Origin of the sequence: Micromonospora sp. NBC_00389, from assembly GCF_036059255.1 — a bacterium.
Taxonomy (GTDB): Bacteria; Actinomycetota; Actinomycetes; order Mycobacteriales; family Micromonosporaceae; genus Micromonospora.
Genome location: NZ_CP107947.1, coordinates 7,515,426 through 7,542,157, shown reverse-complemented (window position 1 = coordinate 7,542,157; position 26,732 = coordinate 7,515,426). Strand labels below are relative to the sequence as shown.

General features: G+C 73.4%; 22 protein-coding genes. 9 read left to right on the top strand and 13 right to left on the bottom strand.

Annotation, left to right across the window (positions count from 1 at the left end):
• Positions 1–4: 4 nt before the first annotated feature.
• Positions 5–1,627 (bottom strand): hypothetical protein, encoded by a 1,623-nt coding sequence (locus OG470_RS35545; protein ID WP_328419004.1) that lies wholly within the window; start codon positions 1,625–1,627, stop codon positions 5–7.
• A gap of 44 nt (positions 1,628–1,671) precedes the next feature.
• Between OG470_RS35545 and mptB (OG470_RS35540) the strand changes: the two genes are divergently transcribed.
• Positions 1,672–3,072, top strand: coding sequence for a polyprenol phosphomannose-dependent alpha 1,6 mannosyltransferase MptB (mptB, locus tag OG470_RS35540; RefSeq protein ID WP_328419003.1), 1,401 nt, complete (start codon positions 1,672–1,674; stop codon positions 3,070–3,072).
• Positions 3,073–3,086: 14 nt separating this feature from the next.
• Complete coding sequence (gene mptB, locus OG470_RS35535; RefSeq protein WP_442931021.1) at positions 3,087–4,607, top strand: polyprenol phosphomannose-dependent alpha 1,6 mannosyltransferase MptB; 1,521 nt, start codon at positions 3,087–3,089, stop codon at positions 4,605–4,607.
• A gap of 51 nt (positions 4,608–4,658) precedes the next feature.
• Here mptB (OG470_RS35535) and OG470_RS35530 read toward each other — a convergent pair whose 3' ends face one another.
• From OG470_RS35530 to glnA, 3 genes are all read right to left on the bottom strand, one after another.
• Positions 4,659–5,633, bottom strand: coding sequence for a hypothetical protein (locus tag OG470_RS35530; RefSeq protein ID WP_328419002.1), 975 nt, complete (start codon positions 5,631–5,633; stop codon positions 4,659–4,661).
• Positions 5,630–5,995: a PadR family transcriptional regulator gene (locus OG470_RS35525; RefSeq protein WP_328419001.1), complete on the bottom strand. Its 366-nt coding sequence runs from the start codon at positions 5,993–5,995 to the stop codon at positions 5,630–5,632. Before OG470_RS35525 ends, OG470_RS35530 begins: the two co-directional genes overlap by 4 nt.
• A 121-nt stretch (positions 5,996–6,116) precedes the next feature.
• Positions 6,117–7,541, bottom strand: coding sequence for a type I glutamate--ammonia ligase (glnA, locus tag OG470_RS35520; protein ID WP_328419000.1), 1,425 nt, complete (start codon positions 7,539–7,541; stop codon positions 6,117–6,119).
• 262 nt (positions 7,542–7,803) lie between these two features.
• On the opposite strand from glnA, the gene OG470_RS35515 reads away from it, so the two are divergent.
• Positions 7,804–8,202 carry an RDD family protein gene (locus tag OG470_RS35515; protein ID WP_328418999.1) on the top strand — a complete coding sequence of 133 codons (399 nt, stop codon included), beginning with the start codon at positions 7,804–7,806 and terminating at the stop codon, positions 8,200–8,202.
• Positions 8,203–8,437: 235 nt separating this feature from the next.
• Here OG470_RS35515 and OG470_RS35510 read toward each other — a convergent pair whose 3' ends face one another.
• Positions 8,438–9,124, bottom strand: a complete 687-nt coding sequence (locus OG470_RS35510; protein WP_328418998.1) for a DUF4191 domain-containing protein — start codon at positions 9,122–9,124, stop codon at positions 8,438–8,440.
• 207 nt (positions 9,125–9,331) lie between these two features.
• Between OG470_RS35510 and OG470_RS35505 the strand changes: the two genes are divergently transcribed.
• Positions 9,332–9,499, top strand: a complete 168-nt coding sequence (locus OG470_RS35505) for a hypothetical protein (protein ID WP_328418997.1) — start codon at positions 9,332–9,334, stop codon at positions 9,497–9,499.
• A gap of 107 nt (positions 9,500–9,606) precedes the next feature.
• On the top strand, positions 9,607–12,504 hold the full coding sequence (locus OG470_RS35500) for a helix-turn-helix transcriptional regulator (RefSeq protein WP_328418996.1): 2,898 nt from the start codon (positions 9,607–9,609) through the stop codon (positions 12,502–12,504).
• 61 nt (positions 12,505–12,565) lie between these two features.
• Here the strand turns inward: OG470_RS35500 and OG470_RS35495 are convergent, their stop codons facing one another.
• Positions 12,566–14,173 (bottom strand): hypothetical protein, encoded by a 1,608-nt coding sequence (locus OG470_RS35495; RefSeq protein WP_328418995.1) that lies wholly within the window; start codon positions 14,171–14,173, stop codon positions 12,566–12,568.
• A 99-nt stretch (positions 14,174–14,272) separates the two neighbouring features.
• A complete protein-coding gene (gene lipA, locus OG470_RS35490) occupies positions 14,273–15,268 on the bottom strand; it encodes a lipoyl synthase (RefSeq protein ID WP_328418994.1) in 996 nt (331 codons plus the stop codon).
• 456 nt (positions 15,269–15,724) lie between these two features.
• Between lipA and aspS the strand changes: the two genes are divergently transcribed.
• The gene (aspS, locus tag OG470_RS35485) at positions 15,725–17,041 is read left to right on the top strand and encodes an aspartate--tRNA(Asn) ligase (RefSeq protein ID WP_328426813.1); all 1,317 of its coding nucleotides are present in this window, start codon (positions 15,725–15,727) and stop codon (positions 17,039–17,041) included.
• A 97-nt stretch (positions 17,042–17,138) separates the two neighbouring features.
• Here aspS and lipB read toward each other — a convergent pair whose 3' ends face one another.
• Together lipB and OG470_RS35475 are read right to left on the bottom strand one after the other, a co-directional pair.
• Positions 17,139–17,780 carry a lipoyl(octanoyl) transferase LipB gene (gene lipB / locus OG470_RS35480; RefSeq protein ID WP_328418993.1) on the bottom strand — a complete coding sequence of 214 codons (642 nt, stop codon included), beginning with the start codon at positions 17,778–17,780 and terminating at the stop codon, positions 17,139–17,141.
• Between the two features lie 61 nt (positions 17,781–17,841).
• Positions 17,842–19,668 carry a DUF2079 domain-containing protein gene (locus OG470_RS35475; protein WP_328418992.1) on the bottom strand — a complete coding sequence of 609 codons (1,827 nt, stop codon included), beginning with the start codon at positions 19,666–19,668 and terminating at the stop codon, positions 17,842–17,844.
• 207 nt (positions 19,669–19,875) lie between these two features.
• Between OG470_RS35475 and OG470_RS35470 the strand changes: the two genes are divergently transcribed.
• On the top strand, positions 19,876–21,093 hold the full coding sequence (locus tag OG470_RS35470) for an extracellular catalytic domain type 1 short-chain-length polyhydroxyalkanoate depolymerase (RefSeq protein WP_328418991.1): 1,218 nt from the start codon (positions 19,876–19,878) through the stop codon (positions 21,091–21,093).
• Positions 21,094–21,196: 103 nt separating this feature from the next.
• On the opposite strand, the gene OG470_RS35465 is transcribed toward OG470_RS35470, so the two are convergent.
• Positions 21,197–22,096, bottom strand: coding sequence for a TIGR01777 family oxidoreductase (locus OG470_RS35465; protein ID WP_328418990.1), 900 nt, complete (start codon positions 22,094–22,096; stop codon positions 21,197–21,199).
• A gap of 321 nt (positions 22,097–22,417) precedes the next feature.
• Here OG470_RS35465 and OG470_RS35460 point away from each other — a divergent pair, with 321 nt between their 5' ends.
• Complete coding sequence (locus OG470_RS35460; protein ID WP_328418989.1) at positions 22,418–23,269, top strand: NmrA family NAD(P)-binding protein; 852 nt, start codon at positions 22,418–22,420, stop codon at positions 23,267–23,269.
• A 26-nt stretch (positions 23,270–23,295) separates the two neighbouring features.
• Here the strand turns inward: OG470_RS35460 and OG470_RS35455 are convergent, their stop codons facing one another.
• Positions 23,296–24,294, bottom strand: coding sequence for an aldo/keto reductase (locus OG470_RS35455; protein ID WP_328418988.1), 999 nt, complete (start codon positions 24,292–24,294; stop codon positions 23,296–23,298).
• Between the two features lie 56 nt (positions 24,295–24,350).
• On the opposite strand from OG470_RS35455, the gene OG470_RS35450 reads away from it, so the two are divergent.
• Positions 24,351–24,761, top strand: a complete 411-nt coding sequence (locus OG470_RS35450) for a MerR family transcriptional regulator (RefSeq protein ID WP_328418987.1) — start codon at positions 24,351–24,353, stop codon at positions 24,759–24,761.
• Positions 24,762–24,784: 23 nt separating this feature from the next.
• Here the strand turns inward: OG470_RS35450 and OG470_RS35445 are convergent, their stop codons facing one another.
• The gene (locus OG470_RS35445; RefSeq protein WP_328418986.1) at positions 24,785–25,291 is read right to left on the bottom strand and encodes a hemerythrin domain-containing protein; all 507 of its coding nucleotides are present in this window, start codon (positions 25,289–25,291) and stop codon (positions 24,785–24,787) included.
• 91 nt (positions 25,292–25,382) lie between these two features.
• Positions 25,383–26,720, bottom strand: coding sequence for a low temperature requirement protein A (locus OG470_RS35440; RefSeq protein WP_328418985.1), 1,338 nt, complete (start codon positions 26,718–26,720; stop codon positions 25,383–25,385).
• Between the last annotated feature and the right edge of the window lie 12 nt (positions 26,721–26,732).

The following is a 26,732-nucleotide window of genomic DNA, read 5'->3' as shown; positions in this document are numbered from 1 at the left end:
GGCGTCAGCTGCCGACGGTGTACTCGCCGGGGCGGGGGACGGTGACGGTGGTCCAGTCCCCGGCGGCGGCGACCGTGGCACCACCGGACGCGGCCAGCCATCGACTGTGCCGGACCCGGATCGCCACCGGCCCGGCGGTCGGGGCGCGGAAGGTCACCGCCGCGCCGTCGACGCGGACCAGTTCGGCGGGGGCGGCGACCAGTGGCGTCGGATCGGCCACCGCCCAGACCCGCCAGTGCGGGCCCGACCAGACCGGCGTCAGGTACGGCAACCCGCCCTCGACCAGGTCCGCCTCGGCCCGCCCCACCCAGGACAGCGGGGCGTCCGGCAGCGCCACGTACTGCACGGCGTTCTCCGCCAGCCAGGCCCGGTAGCTCGCCGGAGTCAGCGCTACGCCGGTGCCGGCCGCCCCGGGCACGGTGGTGAAGAACAGCGGGTTGCGGTCGATGTCGGCCTGCCGCAGCCAGCCCCGGGCCAGCGGCACCTCGCCCAGCCGGGCCGCCTCCCAGTAGTTGCGGGTCGGTGGCACCTCGATCCGGCCGGTGAGCTGCTGCCCGGCCAGGAACGCGCGCAGCGGCGCGTGGTAGCCCGGCGCGCTGGTCGGGTCGCTGATGCTGCGCAGGTCGGCGGTGACCACCGGCGGCTGCCAAGCGCAGACCGCCACCAGCAGCGCGGCCAGGCCGACCGCGCCGAGCAGCCGGGCCCGCCGCGTGCCACCGGACGGCGTGGTCCGGGCGGCGGACCGGCGGGCCAGCCGGATGGTGAGCCAGGCCGGCGGGCGGGCGGCGGCGGCCAGCACCGGCAGCGCGAACATCACCGCCAGCCGGGTCGCGTTCAACCCCACCGGGGTGTGCACCAGGGCGGCGGCGAGCACCCCGGCGGCGGAGAGCAGCGCGCCGATCCGCACCGGCCGGTACGCGACCAGCGCGGCCACCACCAGGCTGGTCAGCACCGCGCGCAGCGCGTCGGTGTCGCTGATGTTCATCCAGCCGCCGTCACCGAAGAGCAGCGCGGTCGCGGCCAGCGGCACGGCCGCCACGATCCCGAGCGCCAGGCCCTCGGCGTACCGGCGGGTGAGCAGCAGCGCGGCGCCGGCGAGGCCGACGAAGAGGCCGGCCACCGGGCTGGTCGCGGAGGCCAGCAGCGCCCCGGCCGCGGCGAACCCGAGGCGCCACCCGGGCGAAAGCCGCCGGCCAGGGGGTACGCCTCGGGTGAGCGCGAGCAGCGCGGCCAGTCCGAACGCCACGCCGAGGGCGTAGGTGACCCGACCGGAGATCAGGTTGCCGGTCAGCGTGACCACCCCGACCAGGCTGCCCAGCAGCGGTCGGGGTACCCCGGTGCGGACCAGCAGCGCGGCCAGCGCGGCGGCCGACGCCAGCAGGGCCAGCGCGCCGGTCACCCGTACGCCGAGCAGCGCCATCACCGGCTGGGACAGCAGGCTGTAGCCGAACTGTTGCACCCCGCCGTACCAGCGCAGGTCCACCGGGGTGGGGCCGTGGGCGGCGAAGAAGTCCGCGCGTGCCACCTGCGCGGCGAGGTCCGAGCCCATCAGTGGCAGGGCCAGCCAGATCGCGCCGAGCACGGCGGCGGCACCGGTGGCCACCGCCACCACCCGACTGCGCCGCATGCCCACCTCCGTACCGCGACCACCGTACTGGCAGCATGTCCGGCGTGCCTCACCACCTCGCGCGTTGGACCGGACTGGCGGGCTCGGCGCTGCTCGCCGTCGCCGCGTTCCTCGGCGGCGCCCTGCCCGGCTCACCCCTGCGCGCCACCCCGGTCAGCATCTGGCAGGGGCCGGACGGGCCGCTGGTCATCGCCCTCTGGCTGGTCGGCACCGCGCTGATGGCCGGCGCCTGGTGGGCGCTGCGCGACACGGTGCCGTCGACCCGCTGGGCGCTGGTCACCGTCGGGCTCTGGCTGTTGCCGCTGCTCATCGCGCCGCCGCTGGCGAGCCGCGACGTCTACGCGTACGCCTGCCAGGGCGCCAGCTACGCCGCCGGGATCAACCCGTACGAGCAGGGCGTATCGGCCCTGCCCTGCCCCTGGCTGGACACCATCTCCTACATCTGGCGGGACACCCCGGCGCCCTACGGGCCGCTGTTCGTGGTGCTCTCCGGCGCGGTGATCAAGGCCACCGGATCGCTCACCGCCGCGATCGTGGCCTTCCGGCTGATCGCGGTGGCCGGGGTCGCGCTCACCGCGGTCAGCCTGCCGGTGCTGGCCCGACGAGCCGGCGTACCGGCCGGTCGGGCGGTCTGGCTGGCGCTGGCCTGCCCGCTGGTCGCCATCCACCTGGTCTCCGGCGCGCACAACGATGCCCTGATGGTCGGCCTGCTGGTCGCCGGGCTGGCGGTGGTGGCCTCCCGGCCCGGCCGCCCCGGCCCGCTGCTCGCCGGTGGCGCGCTCCTCGGACTCGCCGCTGCGATCAAGGTGACCGCGATGGTCGTGGTGCCGTTCGCCGCGCTGGCCGCGATCGTCGGCGGGTACTCGATCCGGGCGCTGATCCGGCACGGCGGGTGGGTGGTCGGCGGCGCGGTCGCCGGCGTGGTCGGGGTGACCTTCGCCGCCGGGCTGGACTTCGGCTGGGTCAGCGGGCTCGCCCGCGGCGGCGACGTGATCGCCTGGACGTCGCCGTCCACCGCCGTCGGGCAGACCGTCGGCTACCTGGCGGTGCCGTTCGGCGGGCACATCGACGCGCTGCCGGTCACCCGGGCCATCGGCATGGCGGTGCTGGCGGTGCTGCTGGTCTGGCTCTGGTGGCGGGCCCGCACCCGGGAGCCGCTGTGGCACGCCGGCCTGGCGCTGGCCGCCACGGTCGCCCTGGCGCCGCTGTTCCACCCCTGGTACTGGATCTGGCCGCTGGCCGTGCTGGCGGCGACCGCCCGGCGGACCGGATGGTTCATCGTGGTCGCCCTGGTCTCGTCGTTCCTAGTGCTGGCGGACGGCACCGGGCTGCCCCGGTTCACCAAGTCGGTCGGGGCTCCGCTGATGACGCTGTTGGTGATCGTGCTGGTCATCCGGTTGGTACGGTCGGCTCGGGCGGCCCGCGAGCCGGTCGCCGCCGACTGAGGGAAGGTGCGCCGGTGACCGATCCCGGTGCCACGCCCGCCCCACCCCGCGATCTCGCCGTGGCACCGAGCCCGCTGGCGGCGGGCGCCGCCCGGTACGCCGGCCTGGCCGGCGCGGTCCTGCTCACCGTGGCCGGGTACCTCGGCGGGGCGCGGCCCGACGCCCCACTCGGCGCGACACCGGTGTCGATCTGGCGGTCCCCGGACGGGCCGGCGACGCTGACCTGCTGGCTCGTCGGCACCGCGCTGCTGGTCGGCGCGTGGTGGTCACTGCGCGAAGGTGCCCCGTCGACCCGGTGGGCGTACGTCACCGCCGGGCTCTGGGCGTTGCCGCTGCTGATCGCGCCGCCGGTGGGCAGCCGGGACGTCTACTCGTACGCCTGCCAGGGCTGGACGTACGCGCACGGCATCGACCCGTACGCGGTGGGGGTGGCGGCGGCGGGTTGCCCGTGGCTGGACGCGGTGGCACCGATCTGGCGGGACACGCCGGCTCCGTACGGGCCGGTCTTCGTCCTGCTCGCGGCGCTCGCGGTCGAACTCGGCGGTGGGCTCACCGGCACGGTCGTGCTGCTGCGGGTGATCGCCGTGGCGGGGCTGCTGCTGGCCGCGCTCTGCCTGCCCGGGCTGGCCCGGGCGGAGGGGGTGCCGACCCGACGGGCAGCCTGGTTGGCACTGGCCGCCCCGCTGGTCGGGGTGCACCTGGTGGCCGGGGCGCACAACGATGCCGTGATGCTGGGCCTGCTGCTGTGCGGGCTGCTGGTGGTGGTCCGCCGGCCGGGGCGGCCCGCGGCGCTGCTGCTCGCCGGGGCGCTGCTCGGGCTGGCGGTCACGGTGAAGGCCAGCGCCGTGGTGGTGGTGCCGTTCGCCGCGCTGGCCGGCGTGCACGGCCGGTACACCGTACGGGCGCTGCTGCGCGACGGCGGCTGGCTGGCCGGGGGGCTGCTGGCCGTGCTGCTGGTCACCTCGGCGCTGTCCGGTCTCGGGTTCGGCTGGGTGGGTGGGCTGACCCGCAGCGGGGACTCCGAGCAGTGGACGTCCCCGCCCACCGCGGTCGGCCTGGTCGTGGACTACGCCGGCGCGTTGATCGGCCGTGACCCGGACGCGGTGCCGGTGGTCCGGGCCGTCGCGCTGCTGGTGCTTGCCGGGGTGCTGGTGGGGCTCTGGTGGCGGGCCTGGCGGGCGCTGCGCGACGTGAACGGCGTCGGCCAGCGGGTCACCCAGGCCGAGGTGACACGACCCCGGGTGGCGCTGCGTGGCGCGGCGCTGGCGCTGGTCGCCACCGTCGTCCTGTCCCCGGTCTTCCACCCCTGGTACGCGACCTGGCCACTGGCGCTGCTCGCGCTCACCCCCAGCCGGACAACGTGGTTCGTGCTGCCGGCCGCGGTGACGGCCTTTCTCGCCCTGCCCGACGGCACCAACCTGGCCCGCTTCACGAAGGCCCCCGGCGCCGTGGCGATGACCGCCCTGTTCCTGACCGTGACCCTGACCCTCCTGCGCAGGCATCCCCCGCCGGGCAGGCGTCCCCGGCCGCGCTGATCATGAGGTTGGCGGCGCTGTCGATCTCTGAAAGGGCCGCCAACCCCATGATCAGCGGGGGAGGCTGGGGTGGGTCCGGGCCAGCCGGGTCCAGCGGGTGCGCAGGGCGAGCGCCAGCGGTAGCAGTGCGGGGCCGACCAGTGTCACCAGGACAGCCGTCGCGGCTAGCGCCGTCCAGCTCGGGATGAACCTGCTCGGCATGCCGTCCAGCGCCCCCGCCAGCGGTTGCAGGGCCAGCAGGCACACCGGGGTGAGCAGGATCAGGACGGCCCAGCCGCCCCGGTGGTCGCCGCGCAGCGCCAGCCCCACGCCGAGTAGCACCACCACGCCGAGCACCACCACGGCGGCGCTCGGCAGGACCGGGACTACCGTCCAGGTGTAGTAGCTCCCGGCGAACACATGCCGGTGCAACAGATTCGTCCCCGCGAGGTTGGCGCCGATGGCGGCCACCAGCGGCATCGCTCGCAGCGGCGCCGGCAGCCCGTCGGGTGCGCCGAGTGCGACCAGGCCCAACCCGACCTGCGGTAGCAGCACGAACAGTGGCGGGCGCGGCAGGCCGGTGAGTGCGGCGGCGGGGACGAGTGCGAGCGTGAGGAGCACCGCGAGCGCGACGGCGCGCCGGGTCCACCGAGCGGGTGCCAGGGCATGCACCAGCGCGGCGAGCCCCCAGGCGGTCCATGCCACGATGCCGAGCGAGACGAACGGCCCGGCGGCTGGATCGCCGAACTCGGGCGGTGGGGGGCGTAGCTCCAGCACCGTCCAGACCCCGGCGAGCGAAGTGGCGGCCAGGAGGGCCAGGACGGCCGCGAGGCGTACGCCCGGCACCAGGTCGGCCGCGCCGGTGGCGCGCACCCGCTGGCGGAGCCCGCCGCGCAGGACGTCGACGGCGTCCGCGGGCGAGGGCCAACGTCGACCTGGTGCGGCCAGGTCCAGGTAGGTGCCGACGATCTCGGCGCCACGGGCGCGCCGGTAGTCGGCGGGGTAGGCGGACAGCAGTCGCAGGTAACGGCGCTCAAGATCAGTCATGCCAACCCTCCGGCCACGCGTGGGGTGGTCGGCCGGGCGGCGCGAGCCCGCTCGGCCAGCCGGGCGGTCGCGGCCTCGACGTTGCGACGTAGCCGCTCGGTCTCGGCGCTCAGGGTCGCGTCGCCAGCGGGGGAGAGCCGGTAGTAGCGGCGCAGCCGGCCGTCCACCACCTCCTCCCGGTCGACCTCGACGAGGCCGGCGTCGACCAGCCGGTCGAGCGCCCCGTAGAGCGTCCCGGGGCGGAGGGATACGCGGTGGTCGGAGAGGGCGGCGACCTCGCCGATCAGCCCGTAGCCGTGCATTGGTTCGACGGCGAGCGCGGTGAGGATCAGGAAGGTGGGTTCGCGCAGCGGTGTGTCCACCGCCTCAATATATCGGAGACGAAGGTATATCGGGGGGCGTTATAAAGCAGCCGGCCCGGCTCCGCGATCGCGGAGCCGGGCCGGCCGGTGATGGAGCGACTGCTCAGCAGTCGTAGGCAGCTCAGCAGTCGTAATACATGGCGAACTCGTGCGGGGTCGGGCGCAGACGCACCGGGTCGACCTCGTTGGCCCGCTTCCACTCGACCCAGGTGGAGATCAGGTCCGGCGTGAAGACGCCGCCGTCGAGCAGGTAGTCGTGGTCGGCCTCCAGCGAGTCGAGCACCGCCGGCAGCGAGCCCGGGACCTGCTTGACGTCGCCCCACTCCTCCGGCGGGAGGTCGTAGAGGTCCTTGTCGATCGGCGTCGGCGGCTCGATCTTGCTCTTGATGCCGTCCAGGCCGGCCATCATCATGGCCGAGAAGGCGAGGTACACGTTGGCCGACGGGTCCGGCACCCGGAACTCGACGCGCTTGGCCTTCGGGTTGCTGCCGGTGACCGGGATGCGGGTGCAGGCGGAGCGGTTGCGCTGCGAGTAGACCAGGTTGACCGGCGCCTCGAAGCCCGGCACCAGCCGGCGGTACGAGTTGACCGTCGGGTTGGTGAAGGCCAGCAGCGACGGGGCGTGGTGCAGCAGGCCGCCGATGTACCAGCGGGCGGTGTCGGACAGGCCCGCGTAGCCGGTCTCGTCGTAGAACAGCGGCTCACCGCCCAGCCAGAGGCTCTGGTGGGTGTGCATGCCGGAACCGTTGTCGCCGAACAGCGGCTTGGGCATGAAGGTGGCGGTCTTGCCGTTCGCCCAGGCCTCGTTCTTCACGATGTACTTGAAGAGCTGAAGCTGGTCGGCGGCGTGCAGCAGGGTGGAGAACCGGTAGTTGATCTCGGACTGGCCGGCGGTGCCCACCTCGTGGTGCGAACGCTCCACAGTGAAGCCGGTGTCGACCAGCCGGCGCACGATCGAGTCGCGCAGGTCGGCGTAGTGGTCGACCGGGGGCACCGGGAAGTAGCCGCCCTTGTAGGCGGTCTTGTAGCCGCGGTTGCCGCCCGGCTCCTCGCGGCCGGAGTTCCAGGCGCCCTCGATGGAGTCGATGTAGTAGAACGACTGGTGCGCCGAGGTTTCGTGGCGGATCGAGTCGAAGATGTAGAACTCGGCCTCGGCGCCGAAGTAGGCGGTGTCGGCGATGCCGCTGGCCGCGAGGTACGCCTCGGCCTTCTTCGCGACGTTGCGCGGGTCGCGGGTGTAGGCCTCGCGGGTGAACGGGTCGTGGATGAAGAAGTTCAGGGCGAGGGTCTTCTGCGCCCGGAACGGGTCGATGAACGCGGTGGCGACGTCCGGGAGCAGGAGCATGTCCGACTCGTGGATCGCCTGGAAACCGCGGATCGACGAACCGTCGAACGCGAGGCCGTCGGTGAAGAGCTCGTCGTTGACGGACTCGACCGGCAGATTGAAGTGCTGCATCACGCCGGGCAGGTCACAGAAACGTACGTCGACGAACTTCACGTCCTCGTTCTTGAGGTATCGCAGCAGTTCCTCGGGATTGGCGAACACACGTCCTCCTGGCACGTCCACTGGGTGGCTAGGCTTCTGGCGACGCTATTCCCAAGCGGTTGCCCGGCCATGTCTCCGATGTTTCTGCCGTGTTACGTCGCTCGCGGAGCGTCAGCGACGCTCTTCCACCGCTTTCGGCCCGCCGCGAACGCCGTACCGGCTGTGCCATTGTAATGACATCTGATGCGATTAGCCCGATTAGGCACGCGGCGAGGGGCGGCACCCGAAAGCCCCGATCCCGACGCGGATACCCTTGACCGCTGTGACCAACCCGCACGCCACGGCAGCGCCCGCCACCGACCCCTCCTTCACCTCGCCGAGCCTCGGTCGGCGGTTCGGAGCGCTGATCATCGACTGGGTGCTCTGCCTGCTGGTGGCCAACATCTTCGCCGACCCGGTGCGCGACGGCTGGGCGCCGGTGCTGGTGCTGATCCTCGAGTACGGCCTCTTCCTCGGCCTGTTCGCCCAGACGCCGGGCATGTACATCACGAAGATCCGCTGCGTGAGCTGGGCCGACGGCGGGCGGATCGGGCTGTTCCAGGGGCTGCTCCGGGGCCTGCTGCTGGCCCTGGTCGTCCCCGCCCTGATCATGGACGAGCACCGCCGTGGGCTGCACGACCGCCTCACCGGCTCGGTCATCGTCGACGCACCCCGCAACTGACCCCCCCGGTGCCAGGGACCGCGACCCGCAAGATCGCGCTCGATCAGGAACGCCTCCGGCAAGATCGCGCTCGATCCAGGATGTAGTGGCATCCCTGGTGTTCCAGGCCACTACATCCAGCGCGATCTTGGCGCCCGCACCGGGGCCAGGGGCGGGGCCAGGGTCGGGGACGCGGTGGGGTAACGGAAAGGAGCCGGACCTGTAGGTCCGGCTCCGTTCGGTGTACGGCGGGGGGTCAGCGGCCCCGCGACTGGCGGAAGTTGCCCGGCGGCCGCATGTTCTTCGGGATCGCGCCCTTGGGCATCTGCGGGCGGGCGGTGAGCGCCTTCAGCCGCTTGTCCAGCGAGTTGACGTCCTTGCCGGAGAGCGCGCGGGGCAGCCGCAGCAGCGTCGTCCGCAGCTTGCGGATCGGCAGCTCGCCCTCGTCCTGCCCGATCACGTAGTCGTGCAGCGGGGCGGAGCCGATCACCTTGGACAGCCGCCGCTTCTCCTGCCCGAGCAGGCCGCGCACCCGCTGCGGGTTGCCCTCGGCCAGCAGGATCACGCCCGGCCGGCCGATCACCAGGTGGACCATGTCCATCTGGGTGGTGGAGCTGACCGCCGGGGTGACCCGCCAGTCGCCGCGCATGTTCTCCATGATCTGCGCTGCCGCCCCGGGCTGGCCCTCGGCGGCGTTCATCATCGCCTTGTTGGACCGCAGGTTCAGCACGATCAGCACCGCGAGCAGGATGAACAGGATGCCGACCGGCAGCCAGATCCAGCTCCAGAGGATGACCGCGACCACGGTGACGGCGAGCGGGAGGAGCACCGCGGCGGCGACCAGCGGGGCGAACCACCGGTCCTGCTTGGCGGTGAACTTGAACACCATCCCGATCTGCTTCAGCCGCTGGCCGAACGAGACCTTCTCCTGGGGCTTTGCCATGTCGGAGAGTCTAGTGGGCGCCGTCGGCCCCGTTGATCCGCGTCCGGGTGCCGGCCGGCTGAGTACCTTACGTCGCCTCAGGCGTCTCTGGCGGGCGGGTAAGGAGGGTGGCACCGGGGAAGATCAGGCGGTGTGCCCATGCCCGGGTGGGGCCTTCGCGCGAAGAGTCATCAGCAGAAAGATGACGACGCCACGAAGGAGCCCGACATGTTCGGCAACGACGCAGAATTTCTGCTCTCCCTGCACCGTACCCACGCCGCTGAGCTGCGCGCCGAGGCGGCGGCGGAACGACTCGCCCGCTCGGTGTCACGCCCGGCCGGCCGCAGCTGGCTAGGCCGGCGCCAGGTCCGCCGCACCGGTGACGACCACCGGTGACGGCGCCCGCCCCAGCCGCCGCGCCCGTCCCGTCGCCGGCCCCGCCACTCGGTCACCGGCCGATCGGCGGGGCCGGCGGCGTGGGCCGCCATGGCATGCTCGTTCCCGTGACCGTACGTGCCGCCAGCTCCGTCCTCGTCGGCCGCCAGCGCGAGATTGCCGCGCTGCGCGGCGCGCTGGCCCGCGCCCGCACCGGGGAGCCGAGCACAGTGCTGGTCGGTGGCGAGGCGGGCGTGGGCAAGACCCGGCTGCTGGAGGAGTTCGCGGGCGGGGCCACCGACACCGGAGCCCGGGTGCTGGTCGGCCAGTGCCTGGAGTTGGGCGAGGCCGGCCTGCCGTTCGCCCCGTTCGCCGCCGCCCTGCGCGCGGTGCTGCGCGCCGACGGCGCCGAGGTCTTCGCCGGCTACGAGGCGGAGTTCGCCCGGCTGCTGCCGGAGCTGGGTCGGGTGCCGGCGGCGCTGGCCGTGCCGGCCGCCGCGCCGCTCACCGACGCCCCGCGCGGATACCTGTTCGACCTGGTCGCCGAGCTGTTCCAGCGGCTCGCCGACGCCCGGCCGCTGGTGCTGGTGATCGAGGACCTGCACTGGGCGGACCGCTCCACCCGGGACCTGATCGGCTTTCTGGTCCGGGCCGCCCGGCCGGGCCGGCTGCTGCTGGTCGGCACCTACCGCACCGACGAGTTGCAGCGTGGGCATCCGTTGCGCCCGTTCCTGGCCGAGCTGGACCGCGCCCGCGGCGTCGAGCGGGTCGAGCTGGGCCGGTTGGACCGCGACGGCACCGCCGCGATCCTCGCGGACCTGCTCGGCGCCGAGCCGACCGCCCGCGCCGTCGACGACATTCACGACCGTACCCAGGGCAATCCCTTCTTCATCGAGGAGCTGGCCGTCGCCGGCGACCCGCTCGGCTGCGCCGCGCTCCCCGAGACGCTGCGCGATCTGCTGCTGGCCCGGGTGGACCGGCTGCCCGAGCCGGCCCAGCGGGTGTTGCGGATCGCCGCGGCCGGCGGCAGCCGCTTCGCCCACCACCTGATCGCCGAGGTCGCCGCGCTGCCCGAGGCGGAGCTGGAGGACGCGCTGCGCGCCGCCGTCGCCGCCCAGCTGGTGGTGGCCGACCCGGACGGCGACTACGAGTTCCGACACGCGCTGGTCCGCGAAGCCGTGCACGACGAGCTGCTGCCCGGCGAGCACGCCCGGCTGCACGCCCGCTTCGCCGCCGCGATCGTGGCCCAGCCGCACCTGGTCGCCGAGGGCCGGGCACCGGCCGAGATCGCCCACCACTGGTACGCCGCGCACGACCATCCGCGAGCCCTGGTCGCCGCCTTGGCCGCGGCCTGCGCCGCCGCCGACCGGTACGCCTACGCCGAGCAGCGCCGGCTGCTGGAACGGGCGCTGGAGCTGTGGGAGCTGGTGCCCGACGCCGCCGACCGGCTCGGCATGGACCACCTGGCGCTGCTGGAGCAGACCCTGGGCGCCGCCGTCACGGCGGGCGACTTCAGCCGTGCGATCACCCTGACCCGGGCCGGCCTGGCCGAGGTGGACGCCGACGCCGCGCCGCTGCGCGCCGCCCGCCTGCAGGACCAGCGGGGTCGACTGCTGGCCCTGCTCGGCAAGAGCGACGGCAGCAGCGAGCTGGGTGAGGCGTACCGGCTGGCGGCGGGCGGCCCGGCCGGTGTGGAGCGGGTGCAACTGCTCGCCGACATCGCCGCCCACCTGGTCAAGATCGACCCTCAGCAGGCCGCCCGGGTGGCCGCCGAGGCCGCCACGGACGCTGAGGCGCTCGGCGAGGACGTGGCCCTGCTGCCCACGCGGATCGCCCTGCTGTGCCACGGCGAGCGGGACCTGGAGCGAGGGCTGGCCGAGCTGAGCCGGGCCGAGGCCGCCGCCCGTGCGTCCGGTGACGCGCCAACCCTGGTGCTCGCAATGGTGTACCGGTCGGACCTGCTCTGCGAGCTGGGTCGCTACGCCGAGTCCGCGCAGGCGGCCGAAGCCGGCGTGGCCGAGGCGCGGCGAGTGGGAATCAGCCGCTCCACCGGGGCGTACCTGTTGTCCAACCGGGCCGAGGCGCTGATCGCGCTGGGCCGGTGGGACGAGGCCGAGGCGGTGTGCGCGGAGGCAGCCCGGATCGACCTGTCCGGCGTCACCGGGCTGCACTGGCTCCAGTTGGGCGCCGGGCTGCGGCTGGCCCGGGCCCACCCGGCCGCCGACGAGCTGGTCGACCGGGCGCTGGCCTTCCTCGGCCGGCCCTACCTGTGGCCGAACCATCGGCTGCCCCTGCACGAGCTGGCGATCGAGTCGGCGCTGGCCGCCGACGACAAGGTCGAGGCGGTCCGGGCGGCCCGCGTCGCGCTGGCCGATGGGAGCCTGCCGCAGCTGCCCCGCGAGGGCTGGCCGGTGCTCAGCGCCGTCGCTCGTACCGCCGCCCGGGTGGGCGACCGGGAGCTGGCCGCCGCCGTCGCGGCGCTCGCGGCCGATCTGCCCGCGCTGCATCCGGGCGCGCGGGCGCATGCCGCCCAGGTCACCGCGCTGCTCGCGGCCGGTGATCAGGCGCTGCCGGCGTGGCGTGCGGCGGTGGACGCGTGGCGCGCCGACGGGCAGCCGTACCCGCTGGGCCGGGCACTGCTGGCGCTGGCCGAGGCGGCCGCCTCGGCCGGAGAGCGGGACGAGGTGGCGGCGGCGGTCACCGAGGCCGCCGAGATCGCCCGGCGACTGGGCGCGACGCCGCTGGCCGATACGGCCGCCACGCTGGCCCGCCGGGTCGGCCTGCGCGGAGCGGGCCAGGGCGGCCCCGGCACCGATCTGCTGACCGCTCGGGAACGGGAGGTGCTGCTCCTGGTCGCCGAGGGGCACAGCAACAGCCGGATCGCCGAGCGGCTGTTCATCTCGCCGAAGACGGCCAGCGTGCACGTGTCCCGGATCATCGCCAAGCTGGGCGTGACCAACCGGGTGGAGGCCGCCGCCCTGGCGCACCGCCTTGGCCTGCTCACCGAGCCCGCCGTACCCCGCTGACGAGCGAGCCGCGGCAGCTCGGCACCCCGCTGACGAGCGAGCCGGGGCGGCTCGGCCACCCTCAGGCGTGCGGCAGGTAGATCCGCCAGCCGTCCAGGGTGACCAGGTCCAGGCTGCCCGGGGCGGCGCGCAGCCGCTCGTCGAGCCGGGTCGCCAGCGGTGAGTCGGCCGGCGCGACCCAGGCCGGTGCCGCCGCGCGCTCCACCTCCCGCCGGTACGCGGGGTAGCGGTCGAAGCCGGGGCGCAGCGTGTCGTCGACGACCGCGCAGATCACGTCCTCCCCACTGGCGAAGGTGAGCCGGTTGCAGGTCCAGTAGCCGGCGCGTACGTGCCGTACGCCGAGCTGCCGCAGGGTGGTCACCAGCTCGGCGTGCCGGGCCTCGGCGGCCCGGATCGCCGGGGCGGTCTGCGTCGCCTGCCACGTGGCGTGGGCGGTGGTGCCCAACGTGGCAGCGAGCACGACCAGCGCGACCGGCCGGACGACGGTCCACCCGGCTCGGTGCCGGGCCGCCATCCACAGTGGCCAGAGCAGCGCCGGCAGGGAGATGAGCAGGCAGGACAGGTAGCGGGAACTCTCCACCGGGGTGAGCCCGGCGGCGCTGCTCGCGGTGTACGCGACGAGGGTGGCCACCGCGGCCAGCGCGAGAGCCAGCCGCATCGCCGCCGTGACCCGGGGCGACGGGTCAGCCGGGGCGGTGGACGACCGGCGCATCGTTCGCCAGACGGTCCCGGCGGCGACGGCCAGCAGCACCGGCAGTGCGAGCGCCCACCAGAGCTGCCAGGTGGCGCACTGCCCGGGGGCGCAGAAGCCCATGCCCAGCGGCGGGCCGAGCAGCAGCCCGCCGTGCAGCCGGTCCGCCCAGCCCGCGGTGGCGTTCGCCCCGCCGGCGGCGAGTACCGCGTGCAGCGGGTTCCGGCCGGTCAGCAGGCTGTGCACCAGCAGCGGGGCCGCCCCCAGCGCGGCGGCCGCCCCGAGCAGCGCCCCGGCCGCCCCGCGCAGTTCCCGGCGGCAGAACCCGATCAGCACCGCCCCGGTGGCCAGGATGTACGGCAGCACCAGCGGGTCGACCCAGAGCATCAGGCCGGACAGGAGCCCCCACGCCGCCCAGCGGACCAGCCGCCGCCCCGGCCGGCCGGTGGCCAGGTCCAGGGCGAGCAGGGCGAGCGCCACCCCGGCGGCGTTCATCTCGGGATAGCCGCCGCCGGCGATCAGTTGGTTCTTGACGACCCGGTCGGAGCCGAGGGCGAGCAGCGCCACCACGAGCAGCCCGAACCAGCGGTCCCCGGTCAGCCGCACCGTCAACCGCCAGGCAAGCAGCAGGAACACCGCGTACAGCACCAGCGTGGGCAGCCGCAGGCCGAGCAGCGACGGCCCGCCGGCCAGAGCGAACACCGGCGCGGCCAGGTACGCCTCCAGCGTGCCCATGTACTGCTGGCCATAGAACCAGACCGGGAAGTTCTCGCCCCGGGCGATGTGCAGCGCGGCCAACCCCATGGTGGCCTCGTCGCTGTTCGTCGGTGGCGCGGCGTGGCCCAGCAACCAGAGCCGGTAGCCCACCCCGGCGAGCAGGGCCAGCCCGGTGAGCCAGCCGACCAGTCCGGGGCGTGCGCCGGGCCGGAGGCGCGGGTTGCCCGCCCCATGCGGCTGCTGGCGTACCCCGACGGTCATCGCACGATCATGGCACCGACCGCTCGCGCGGCGTGCCGCGCCCGGCGGGTCGGGCGCGGCTCAGCCGGGCGGTGGAAGTCGGAGTGCCGGTGGTGCGGCTCAGCCGGCGGTGGCGACCGGGGTGGCGGCGCGGGCGTCGAGCGCCTGCCGGTAGAGCCGGCCGGCCCGGTACGACGAGCGCACCAGCGGCCCGCTCATCACCCCGGCGAAGCCGATCTCCTCGGCCTCCTCGCGCAGCTCCACGAACTCCTCCGGCTTGACCCAGCGGGTCACCGGGTGGTGCCGGGGGGAGGGCCGCAGGTACTGGGTGATGGTGATCAGCTCGCAGCCGGCCTCGTGCAGGTCGCGGAGCGCCTGGGAGACCTCGGCCCGCTCCTCGCCCATGCCCAGGATCAGGTTGCTCTTGGTGACCAGGCCGTCGGCGCGGGCCTGCCGGATCACGTCCAGCGAGCGATCGTAGCGGAACGCCGGCCGGATCCGCTTGAAGATCCGCGGCACGGTCTCCACGTTGTGCGCCAGCACCTCCGGGCGGGAGCCGAAGACCTCGGCCAGCTGCTCGGGGACGGCGTTGAAGTCCGGGATCAGCAGCTCGACGCCGCAGCCGGCCTGGAGGGCGTGGATCTGCCGGACGGTCTCGGCGTACAGCCAGGCGCCGCCGTCGGGCAGGTCGTCCCGGGCGACGCCGGTGATGGTGGCGTAGCGCAGCCCCATCGAGACCACCGACTCGGCGACCCGGCGGGGCTCGTCGGCGTCGAACTCGGCCGGCTTTCCGGTGTCGATCTGGCAGAAGTCACAGCGCCGGGTGCACTGGTCGCCACCGATGAGGAAGGTGGCTTCGCGGTCTTCCCAGCACTCGTAGATGTTGGGGCAGCCAGCCTCCTGGCAGACGGTGTGCAGCCCTTCGCGCGAGACGAGCCCGCGCAGTTGGGTGTACTCCGGCCCCATCTTGGCCTTGACCTTGATCCATGGCGGTTTGCGCTCGATCGGCGTCTCGGCGTTGCGCGCCTCGATCCGCAGCAGGCGACGCCCCTCGGGGGCGGCCGTTGCGGTGCGCGCTGCCTGGCCGGTCGTCGGCGCGGAGTGCTCGATCGTCACGAAAACGAGCCTACGCCCGACGGCCGTCGTCTATGTGCGTCAGGCGACCGGCATCACGCCGCAGATGTTGTGACGCCGGACACCGCCCTGCCGAAAATGGGCGTCACACCGACGGACGTCGGGTGCTACGGTCACCGCCAACAGCGACGACGGAGCCGAGTAGCGCCCCGACCCGCCAGTGCAGAGAGCCGCCGGTGCTGAGAGGCGGTCTGGCGCCGGTGCGTGAAGACCCTCCCGAGCTGCGGGAAGAACGGTTGCGGGTCGCCCCCGTGCCCAGTAGAGCCCGCCCGGCTGGCCCCGGTCATCAGGCGACGAACGAGGCTCCCGCTCCGGCGGGGGCGAAGGTGTGGTGGCACCGCGAGGTTCCCGCTCGCCCACACCTCCGTGGGGCTGATGCGACGCTTCGCCGCCCGGGAGGTGGCGAAGGCGTCGCGATTGACCGAGGAGCAGCCCACCATGCAACGCGTCCTTTCCCACCACCTGCACCTCCACCTCGGCACGACTGTGCGGATCGCCGGCTGGGTACACCGCCGCCGGCTGCTGAAGTCGGTGGCCTTCCTGATCGTGCGGGACGCCGCCGGCCTGGCCCAGGTCGTCATCACCGACCCGGCCGTCCGCGCCGACCTGGAGAAACTCACCGAGGAGACGGTCGTCGAGGTCATTGCCACGGTGGTCGCGCGGGACAGTCACGCCGCGCCCACAGCCGGGGCGGCTACGACGTCCGCCGGGGTCGAGCTGACCGACCCGACGGTACGCCCGCTCGGCCCGCCCGCCGTGCCGCCACCGTTCGACCTGTACCGGCCGGCGCTCACCGCGAGCCTGCCCACCCAGCTCGACCACGCGCCGACCGCGCTGCGGCACCCCACCCGGTCGGCCGCGCTGCGCGTCTCGGCGGCCGCGGTGGCCGGGTTCCGGGCCGCGCTCGACGCCCGGGACTTCGTGGAGATCCACACTCCGAAGGTGGTCAGCTCGTCGACCGAGAGCGGCGTGAACGTGTTCGCGCTGGACTGGTTCGGCCGGCCCGCGTACCTGGCCCAGTCGCCGCAGTTCTACAAGCAGCTGATGGTCGGCGTCTTCGAACGGGTCTACGAGGTGGGGCCGGTGTTCCGGGCCGAGCCGCACGACACTGTCCGGCACCTCGCGCAGTACACCTCGCTCGACGCGGAGCTGGGCTTCGTGGCCGACCACCGGGACGTGATGCGCGTGTTGTGCGACGTCCTGGCCGGGATGCTGGGCGCGGTGCGCGAGCGGGCCGCGGGTGCGTTGGAGACGCTCGGCGTCGAGGCGCCGGCCGTGCCGGCGGAGATCCCGGCGGTGCACTTCACCGACGCGTTGCAGATCGCCGGCGCACCCGACGACGAGCCGGACCTCGCGCCCGCCCACGAGCGGGCGCTGGGGGAGTGGGCCCGCCGCGAGCACGGGTCGGAGTTTCTCTTCGTCACCGGCTACCCGATGGCGAAGCGGCCGTTCTACACCCATCCGGACCCGGGCCGGCCGGCGTACTCCAACGGCTTTGACCTGCTCTTTCGTGGCCTGGAGCTGGTCACCGGCGGGCAGCGGCTGCACCGGCACGCCGACTACCTGGCGGCGTTGGCGGCCCGGGGCGAGCCGGTCGAGCCGTACGCCGGGTATCTGGACGCGTTCCAGCACGGCATGCCGCCGCACGGCGGCTTCGCCATCGGCCTGGAGCGCTTCGTGGCCCGCCTGGTCGGCGCGGCCAACGTCCGGGAGGTCACCGCGTTCCCGCGCGACCTGCACCGGCTGACCCCGTGACAAACAGGGGCCCCTGTCAACGCCTTCGGCGGAACAGGGGCCCCTGGGTCGTCATTCGGGCGGATCGAGCCGACGGCACCGCACCGCCGGCCGGGTGCTACACCTCGATCAGGGTGGACAGTCGGCGCTCGACGACCGGGAGCACGTCGGCGACGGTGATCGGGCGGCCCAACTCGGCGGTGAGCGAGGTGACGCCGGCGTCCCGGATGCCGCACGGCACGATCCGGTCGAAGGACGTCAGGTCGCAGTCGCAGTTGATCGAGAAGCCGTGCAGTGTGACGCCCCGGGCGACCCGGATGCCGATGGCGGCCACCTTGCGGGCCGGCCCCCGGTCGTCCTCGGGCACCCAGACACCGCTGCGGCCCTCGACCTGGCCGGCGGCCAGCCCGAACTCGGCGCACACGTCGATCAGCAGTTTCTCGGTGCGGCGCACGTAGGCGACCACGTCCACCGGGTCGGGCAGTCGGAGGATCGGGTAGCCGACGAGCTGCCCCGGCCCGTGCCAGGTGATCTTGCCGCCGCGGTCCACGTCGACGACCGGGGTGCCGTCCGCCGGCCGGTCCCACGGCTCGGTGCGCTTGCCCGCGGTGTAGACGCTCGGGTGCTCCAGCAGCAGCACGGTGTCGCCGCGTTCGCCGGCCACCACCGACTCGTGCAGGCGGCGCTGCTCGTCCCAGGCGGCCTGGTACTCGAGCAGGCCGGCGCGGACGGCCGTCAGGCCGGAGGTCGTCGTTGTCACGCCACCGAGCCTAGTCCGGCCACCGGCTCCGATCCCTGGTGAGCCGCCTCACCACGGCCGGTCAGGCCGGCGGAACGCGCCAGACCCAGACGTCGTCGACCCGTTGCGGTTCACCGAACAGAGCGGTGGCGGTACGCCGGACCGCCTCCTCGTCAACGTCGAACTTCGCGCCGTGCACCCGGTCGGCGAGCACCACCGTCTCGATCCGCCAGTGCCGCAGGTCGGAGCGGACCTCCCGGATGGTGCCGTCGGTGACGATCGGCACCGTTCCGGTGCGGCCCGCCTGGTCCATCAGCGCGCTCAGGGTGCGCGGCACCGGCCCGATCCGGCCGCGTCCGTCCGGGCCGCCGGGGCCGAGGAAGAAGCCGCCCGGGATGGCGAACTCACCCTGCCGGTGCGACAGCGCGTACGCCTGCCAGCGCTGACCGTCCGGGTAGATGTCCACGGTCAGCGGCACCGGGGTGAGCACCCCGCCCGGGGAGACGTACTCCCGCCAGGTCCCGGCCGTGATGAACCGGGGGATGGGCTCCCGCTCGTGGGTCAGCAGCGGGGTGGGCAGGAGCGGCAGCAGGGCCACCGCGAACCCGAGCGACCAGGCCAACTCCGTGGAGCGGTGCCGGGGCGGCGCGGCGCGCAACTGGTCGATGGTGTACGCCAGCAGCACCCCGATCACCGGCGCGACCACCAGGGCCAGCCGGGCGGGCAGCGCGGCGTTCACCACCGGCAACTGCCCGAGCAGGTCGAACGGCATCGGCAGGTCGGTGCGCCGCCCGTCGATCTTCGCCACCGGCCCGAAGGAGAGCACCGTGAAGATCAACGCGGTGGCGCCCAGAGCCCAGAGGGTGGCCCGGCGGCCAGCGTCGGCCCGCCGCCAGAGCGCGACGAAGCAGACCACGGTGAGCACCAGCAGCGGAATGCCGAAGAACGAGTTCTCCTCGGTCGGGTTCGGTGCCAGCGAGGTGCCCAGCCCGGCCTCACCGGCCAGCGAGCGGCGCGGGAAGGCTGCGAACGCGGCGATGTCCTCGGAGTGGGTCACGGGGTCGAAGCCGGTGCCGTGGAACCGCTGCGGTCCGGCGAAGTGCAGACACAGCGGGTACGACAGCAGCGCGGCGGCCACCACCGCGGTCACCCCGAGCCCGCGCAGGAAGGTGGGCAGCACGGCCCGCGCCTCGGCCCGGTGGGCCGGGTGTGCCGCCCAGACGGCGACGAACACTCCGAGCGCGAGCGCGGTGAAGAACAGGCCCTCGGCGGCGATCGAGAAGGCCACCGCGACCAGGACGCCGAGGATCACCCCGTCCCGGAGCCAGTGCCCGGGCCGGCGCAGCGCGAACAGCCGCCAGATCAGCAGCGGCACCAGCCAGCCCGCGGTCCAGTTCAGGTGGGCGTTGGCGTGCGAGACCATGCCGGGGGAGTAGGCGATGAACAGGCCGCCGATCCCGGCGGCCAGCCGGCTGCGGACCAGGTGCCGGGAGAGCAGCCAGTACCAGGCCAGTGCGGTGGCGAGCAGGTTCAGGGTGAGGATCACCAGGAACGTCGCCGGCGGCCCGATCAGGTACGTGAGCGGGGCGAAGACCACCGCGTACACCGTGATCGAGGTGTTGACCGCGAGGTTGACCCCGTCCGGGACGTTGATCAGGTACGTGAAGAGCGGGTTGTCCCCGTGGGTGACCGCGTGCCCGCCGAAGGCCAACAGCCACTCGAAGAGTGCCTGGTCGCTGGAGTTGACGGTGATGGTGCGCAGGTTCGGGTCCCGCCACAGCCCACTGGTCACCCAGACGGCGAGCGCGAGCGCCACCAGCACGACGATCAGGTCGGCCCGGCGGTCCCGCACGGTGTGCGGCGGTGACGCGGGTGCGGGCCCGGTGGCCAGCGACGGGGAGGACGGCACGCAGCGGACGTTACCAACCGGACCTGGACCGGCCGGTCAGACACGGAACCTTCGGGCACACATCGCGTCGCGGGACGGCCGAACCGGGAGCACATCTTGACGTCGGTGAATGTGTGAGTGTGCCCCATGTCATAGCGGCGACACATCGACGTAACGTCTCGGCAATTCGACCGTGACCCAGTTCACATTTCGCCCCGGGAGGCCGCCGTGCGCCGCTCCTCATCCCTCCTCACCCGGCTGACCGGTGTGGTCGCCGGGCTCGTCCTCGCCGCCGCCGGCGTCGTCGCCCTCGCCGCGCCTGCCCAGGCTGCCACCCTCACCGCGGTTGCCAGCTTCGGTTCCAACCCCGGCAACCTGGCCATGTACGCGTACCGGCCGGACAACCTGCCGGCCAACCCGCCCGCCGTGGTGCTGTTGCACGGCTGCACCCAGAACGCGTCCGGCTACTTCACCAACTCCGGCTGGCGCAAGTACGCCGACCAGTGGGGGTTCGCGCTGATCGTGGCGGAGCAGAAGTCCGGCAACAACGCCAACAGCTGCTTCAACTGGTTCGAGCCGGGGGACACCGCCCGGGGTCAGGGTGAGGCGCTGTCGATCAAGCAGATGGTCGACCACGCGAAGGCGAACTTCGGGGTGGACGGTGCCCGGGTCTTCGTCAGCGGCCTGTCCGCGGGTGCGGCGATGAGCTCGGTCATGCTCGCCACGTATCCGGACGTCTTCGCCGCCGGATCGATCATCGCGGGCATTCCGTACCGCTGCGCCAGCAGCATGGTCAACGCGTTCAGCTGCATGAACCCGGGCGCGGACAAGAGCCCGGCGGCCTGGGGCGACCTGGTCCGCGGCGCGTACTCCGGCTACACCGGCCAGCGGCCGAGGGTGGCCGTCTGGCACGGCACCTCGGACACGACGGTCGCCCCGCTCAACGGCACCGAGTCGCGCGACCAGTGGACCAACGTGCGGGGCGTCTCGCAGACCCCGAGCAGCACGTCATCGCTGCCCGCCGGCACCAGCCTGGAGGTGTACGGCAACGACGACGTGCGGCTCTATCGGGTTTCCGGAATGGGTCACGGCACCCCGGTCGACCCGGGCTCCGGCGCCGATCAGTGCGGCACCGCCGCCGCGTACTTCCTGGACACCATCTGCTCGACGTACCGCGACGCGCTCTTCTTCGGCCTGAACGGCGGCGGAACCACCCCGACCCCCACCCCCACCCCGACGGCCACCCCAACCCCCACGCCGACCCCCACCACGCCCCCGACCTGCGTGACCGCCAGCAACTACGCGCACGTGGCCGCCGGCCGCGCGTACCACTCCGGCGGCTACGCCTACGCGAACGGCTCCAACCAGCGAATGGGCCTCTACAACACCTTCTACACCAGCGCCCTCAAGCAGACCGCCCCCAACCACTGGGTAATAGGCTGCTAATCCCCCCACCCCGCCCCCGGGCGCTGACTCCCCTCGATCATGAAGTTGTTGCCACGACACGCCGAGGTGGCTGGCAATAACTTCATGATCGACGGCGGTGGGGTTACTCGGTGAGGGCGGCGTGCAGGGCGGTGCGGAGGTCTGGGTGGTGGTACGGGTAGCCGGCCCGGGTGAGCACGGCGGGTAGGACGCGGGTGCTGGTGAGGGCCTCGTGGGCGAAGCCGCCGAGGACCACCTTGAGTGCCAGCGCGGGGATCGGGATGATCGCCGGCCGGTGCAGTTGTCGGGCCAACTCCCGGGTGAACTCGGCGTTGGTGACCGGGTTCGGCCCCACCACGTTCACCGGGCCGGCGATGTCGGCGCGGTCCAGCAGGAAGCGGATCGCGTCCAGCCAGTCGGCCATCGAGATCCACGGCAGCCACTGCCGGCCGCTGCCCAGGCGGCCGGCGATGCCCAGCTTGAACGGCAGCAGCTGCGGCTTGAGCAGCCCACCGTCGCGGTGCAGCGGCAGGCCGGTGCGCAGCCGCACCACCCGTACCCCGGCGTCCTCCGCCGGCCGGGTCGCGGCCTCCCACACCCGGCAGACGTCGGCGAGGAAGCCCTCACCGGCCGGGGCGTCCTCCTCGACGACCCGGTCGCCGGTGTTGCCGTACCAGCCCACCGCCGAGGAGTTCAACAGCACCCGCGGCCGGTCGGCGGCCGGCAGCCCGGCGATGGTGGTCGCCAGGGTGCTGGTGCTGTCCACCCGGCTGGTACGGATCAACCGCCGGTAGTCGTCGTTCCAGCGCTTGTCGCCGACCCCCGCGCCGGCCAGGTTGACCACCGCGTCCGACTCGGCGACGGTCGCCGGGTCGAGCTGCCCGGCGGCCGGATCCCACCGCCGCTCCCGCGGGTCGCGCGCCGGCCGGCGAACCAGCCGGGTGACCTGGTGACCGTCGGCCGAGAGCCGGTCGACCAGCCGGGTGCCGAGGAAGCCGGACGCGCCGGCCAGAAGGATCCGCATGCCCTCATCTTCGCCCAGAACGCCGTCGGTGGATGCGTCGGGCGGCCGACGTCACCGGCTGCGGAGCGACCCGGCGAAGAAATCTGCGCGGATCCAACGGGCGGCGTGGAAAACGCAGGTCAACGGGCGTTCCAGGCGCCGAAAAAGGCTGTCGCGCGCATTCGGCGGTCGGCGTGTTTCCGCAGGTCAGAGCGAACGTGAATGCAATGTTCGCGATTGCTTCCGGCGTCGATCTGACTGACCATGAGCCATCCGAGTGCACCCCCGAATGGCGGGGTTGGCGCACCATGCCCGCCGTCGGGCAACCCGTGAGGAGGAACCATGCCGATCCTGGTGACCGGAGCGACCGGGACCGTCGGAGGCAGCCTGGTCCGGCAACTGGTGGCCGCCGGCCACGAGGTACGCGCTCTGACGCGTGACCCCGCCTCGCCGGCGGCCGCCGCCCTGCCCCGCCGGGTGGAGGTGGTGGCGGGTGACTTCGCCAGGCCGCACACGCTGGCCCCGGCGCTGCGCGGCGTGACGCGCATGCACCTGGTCGCGATGGACGGGTACGGGCCGCTGACCACCGGTGCGGAGATCCTGGAGCTGGCCCGGCAGGCCGGCGTCCGCCGGGTCACCCACCTCGGTCACAACGATCCGAGCCGGGCGGACGACGACCCGATCGAGGCACCCCACCGGCCCCTGCACCGGGCCGTCGAGAACTCTGGCCTGGAGTGGACGCACGTCTTCCCCGGCGAGTTCATGGCGAACACCCGGGACTGGGCGGCCGGCATCCGGACCGAGGGGGTGGTGCGGGCGCCGTTCGGGGACTGGAACAGCGCGTTGGTCCACGAGGCGGACATCGCCGCGGTCATCCTGGCCGCGCTCACCGACGATGGCCACGCCGGCCGGGTGTACCAGCCGACCGGGCCGGAGCCGGTCCGCCGCCGGGACGCGGTCCGGATGATCGGCGAGGCGATCGGCCGTCCGGTGCGGTTCGACGAGCTGACCCCGGAGCAGGCCCGGGAGCACTGGAAGGATGACTACCCCGCCGAGGTGATCGAGTGGTTCCTGGAGATGGGGCGGTATCCCGACGGCAACGGCTGGGTCGCCCCGGACGTCGAGCAGGTGACCGGACGCCCCGGGCGCACGTTCCGGCAGTGGGCCGCCGAACACGCGGACGACTTCCGCTGACGGCGCCCGGGGCGTGGACCCGGTGGTCAGGCCGCGTGGGCCGGACGCAGGTCGGCGAGCAGTCGCTCCACCTCGGCGTACGCCTCGGCGCTCAGCGGGCCGAGCGCCAGGGTGGCCAGGTTCTCCTCGGCCTGGGCCACCGTGCGCAGGCCGGGGATCGGCACGGTGCGCGGGCTGCGCGCCAGCAGCCAGCCGAGCGCCCCCTGGGCCAGGGTGCGCCCGTCGGCGGTGAGCGCCGCCCGGACCTGTTCGACCCGGGCCGCCCAGCGCGGCGTCGGGCGTCCGTCGGTGAACCACTCCAGCCACTCCGGTGCCCGGCCGCGCACGTCGTCCCCGCCGACCGCCCGGGTCGACCCGGTGAGCAGCCCCATCGCCAGCGGCCCACGGTTGAGGCTGGCCAGGTCGTAGCTGTCGCAGACCGCCAGCACCGCTGCGTTGTCCCGCAGCACCGACTCGTCGTGCTGGATGGCGGCGCAGTGTGCGCCCGCCGCCGCGAAAGCCTCCGCCGAGGCCGGGTCGTCGGTGCTCCACCCGTACGCCCGGATCTTGCCCTGGCCGACCAGGTCCTCCAGGGTGCCGACCAGGTCGAGCGCGGCGGGCACCGGCAGCTCGTTGATGTGCAGTTGGTAGAGGTCGACGTGGTCGGTGCCGAGCCGGCGCAGCGAGTCCTCCAGGCTGCGTACCGCGAAGGCGGGGCTGGCGTCGGTGCCGAGCGCCCGCCGGGTGGCCTCGTCGCTGACGTTGCCGAACTTGGTGGCGATCACCGCACTGTCCCGCCGCCCGGCCAGAGCCCGGCCGAGGATTCGCTCGCTGTGCCCGGCGCCGTAGTTGCTGGCCGTGTCGAACAGGGTCACCCCGAGGTCGAGCGCGCGGTGGATGGTGCGGATCGACTCGTCATCGTCCACCTCGCCCCAGCCGAACGGCTGCCCGTCGTCACCCCAGAGCGGGCCGCCGATCGCCCAGCACCCCATCCCGATCGCGCTCACCTCGATGCCGCTGCGTCCCAGCGTCCGTGTCGTCGTCATGCGGACCAGCCTCCAACCTGGAGTGCACTCCAGGTCAAGCACTACCCTCTCGGGACATGAGTGGTTACGCCCCCGCGGAGGCTGCCCGCCGCAGCGGCTTCAGCCTGGACACCCTGCGGTACTACGAGAAGATCGGCCTGCTCGCCGACGTGGGCCGGACGGCGGGCGGCCGGCGGGTCTTCACCGACGACGACCTGAGCTGGTTGGTGCTGTTCCGCTGCCTGCGCGACACCGGGATGCCGATCGCCCAGATGTGCCGCTACGCGCAGCTGGCCCGGGAGGGTGAGCACACCACCGACGAGCGGCGGGCGCTGCTGGAACGGCACGCGGTGCGGGTCGAGGACCAGATGCGCCTGCTCCAGCGCCAGTACGACCACCTCCGGGAGAAGATCCGCTTCTACGAGCGGCTGCCCGGCCCGGGGCCGGAGACGGGGCAGCCGTCGGCAGCCGCCCGCCCCGGCTCGTAGGCGGCTCGGGCGGCGAACAGCCGTCAGTCGGCGGGTTGCGGCGCGGTCAGGCCGAGGAGTTCCTCGGCCGTCCCGGGTTGGCCGGTGAGCGCGTTCAGCGCGTTGACCAGCCTCTTCTCCTCGTACCGGAAGTGCGACTCCAGTAGCGCGGCCAGCCCGTCCAGCTCGCCGCGCAGTTGGGCCGCCGGCGTCGCCGTAACATCGCCCAGCAGGTCCTCGACCCGCTCCAGGATCCCGGCCACCACCTCGTGGTCGGTGATCAGGTTGGCGATGACGGGGCGTAGCTCGGGGACCTGGTCGGCCAGCAGCCGGAAGGCGCCGGCGTCCTCCCCGGTGTGGTGCCGGCCGAGGGCGGCGCAGAAGGTGAGGCAGTGGGCCCGCAGGTCCCGCGATGGGCGGACCTCGCCGGGGGAGGCGGGGTCGAGGCTCGCCCGGAGGCGGGCCAGCTCCGCGCTGAGCCAGAGGTGGATCTCGATCATCTGATTGCCGACGGCGGCGAGCCGGCCGGCCGGTGAACTGGTTGGGTGCACGTTTGTCCCATGCTGTCCCCGCGCCTCCATGCCCACGGCGGCCTTCGTGCCGGGTGCACCGCGACGCTGGGCCGGATCCTATCCCGAGGGGTCAGGGCGTGGTGGGGTCGTCCGGCTCCCTGAGGTCGTGCCAGCGGGCCCGCCAGGCGGCCTCGTTGGCCTCGTGGGTGGTCCGCTCCTGGAAGACGACGGCCCGCAGCGCGTGCCGGGAGCTGGCCATCACCATCACCTCCACGGCCACCAGTCCGACACAGATCACGGTCGCGAGGGTGAGCGCACCCAGCGCCGGCAGGTGCTGACCGATCGGGAGGGCCACCGTGAACACCACGATGACGCCGACGCGGGTCCAGCTGACGGTGTGCAGGGTGCGGAGCTGGAACAGGATGTTGGTGGCGAAGTAGCAGATCAACCCGCCGAAGAGCATCGGCACCGCCGGTCCCTCGACCTTTTCGGCGATCCCGCCGGCCGAGTCAGTGATCTTGTGCAGGACCTGCTCGTTGCCGATGGAGAAGAGGATCACACCGGCGATCATCGGCAGGTAGAGGTACGCGTACGCGTCGCGGGCCATCGCCACCCGGGGGCCACCCTCCGCCGCGTGCAGGGCGATCCGGGCGGCTGGCCCGATGAAGTCGAAGTGCGCCCACCAGAGGGCAGCGGTGACCACGATGCCGAGCGCGGCGGCCGCCACCGCCGGCCAGGTGACCGGCTTGCCGAGCAGGTTGCCGCCCACCCCTGTGGAGATCACCGATTCGCCCAGAGCGATGATCAGGATGAGGTCGTAGCGCTCTGTCCAGTGCTCGGCGCTGGTCACCCCCCAGCCCCAGGTGCCGACGATGAAGCCGGTGGCGTACTGCACCACCACCACAGCGATCCACAGCCCGTCGCGAACCATGGCGGCCCGGTCGGGGTCGGTGATCTGCGGCGGGATGAGCGCGGCGGCCAGCAGCAGCACGATGCTCACCGCAAGCTCCGGGGCGAACCGCCGCAGTTGCCGCCGCTCCTGCGGGCTGTCCCGCACCACATGCTGATACAGGATCATGTGAACGGCCCGGACCACGACGTAGCTGATGGCCACCAGCATCGGGCCGGAGGCGCTTCCCTTCGGGTCGCTGAACGCCTGCGGCAGCCCCAGCGCGAACGCGAACAGGGCGACCATCGCGATCACCATGAGCACCGGGACGTAGCCCTCGCCGAGCCGGACCCGGGTGGCGACCAGGCTGTGCACCACCCAGATCCACCAGAGCACGGCGAGGACCAGGCCGGCGTGCAGCAGTTGCCGGCCGGAGATGTTCGCGGCGGTCGCGCGGGTGATGATGAAGAACGAGAAGACGAAGACCAGGTCGAAGAAGACCTCGAACTTGTCCACCCGTGCGCCGGGGGCGATCGGGACGGCCGGCCCCAGTTGCCCACGCCGCCGGAAGCCACCCACGAACCCACTCTG

Coding starts and splice junctions, on each gene's coding strand:
- OG470_RS35545 (WP_328419004.1), bottom strand. CDS start 1,627: ATGCGGCGCAGTCGGGTGGTGGCGGTGGCCACCGGTGCCGCCGCCGTG.
- OG470_RS35530 (WP_328419002.1), bottom strand. CDS start 5,633: ATGACTGATCTTGAGCGCCGTTACCTGCGACTGCTGTCCGCCTACCCC.
- OG470_RS35510 (WP_328418998.1), bottom strand. CDS start 9,124: ATGGCAAAGCCCCAGGAGAAGGTCTCGTTCGGCCAGCGGCTGAAGCAG.
- OG470_RS35505 (WP_328418997.1), top strand. CDS start 9,332: ATGTTCGGCAACGACGCAGAATTTCTGCTCTCCCTGCACCGTACCCAC.
- OG470_RS35495 (WP_328418995.1), bottom strand. CDS start 14,173: ATGACCGTCGGGGTACGCCAGCAGCCGCATGGGGCGGGCAACCCGCGC.
- aspS (WP_328426813.1), top strand. CDS start 15,725: ATGCAACGCGTCCTTTCCCACCACCTGCACCTCCACCTCGGCACGACT.
- OG470_RS35465 (WP_328418990.1), bottom strand. CDS start 22,096: ATGCGGATCCTTCTGGCCGGCGCGTCCGGCTTCCTCGGCACCCGGCTG.
- OG470_RS35460 (WP_328418989.1), top strand. CDS start 22,418: ATGCCGATCCTGGTGACCGGAGCGACCGGGACCGTCGGAGGCAGCCTG.
- OG470_RS35455 (WP_328418988.1), bottom strand. CDS start 24,294: ATGACGACGACACGGACGCTGGGACGCAGCGGCATCGAGGTGAGCGCG.
- OG470_RS35450 (WP_328418987.1), top strand. CDS start 24,351: ATGAGTGGTTACGCCCCCGCGGAGGCTGCCCGCCGCAGCGGCTTCAGC.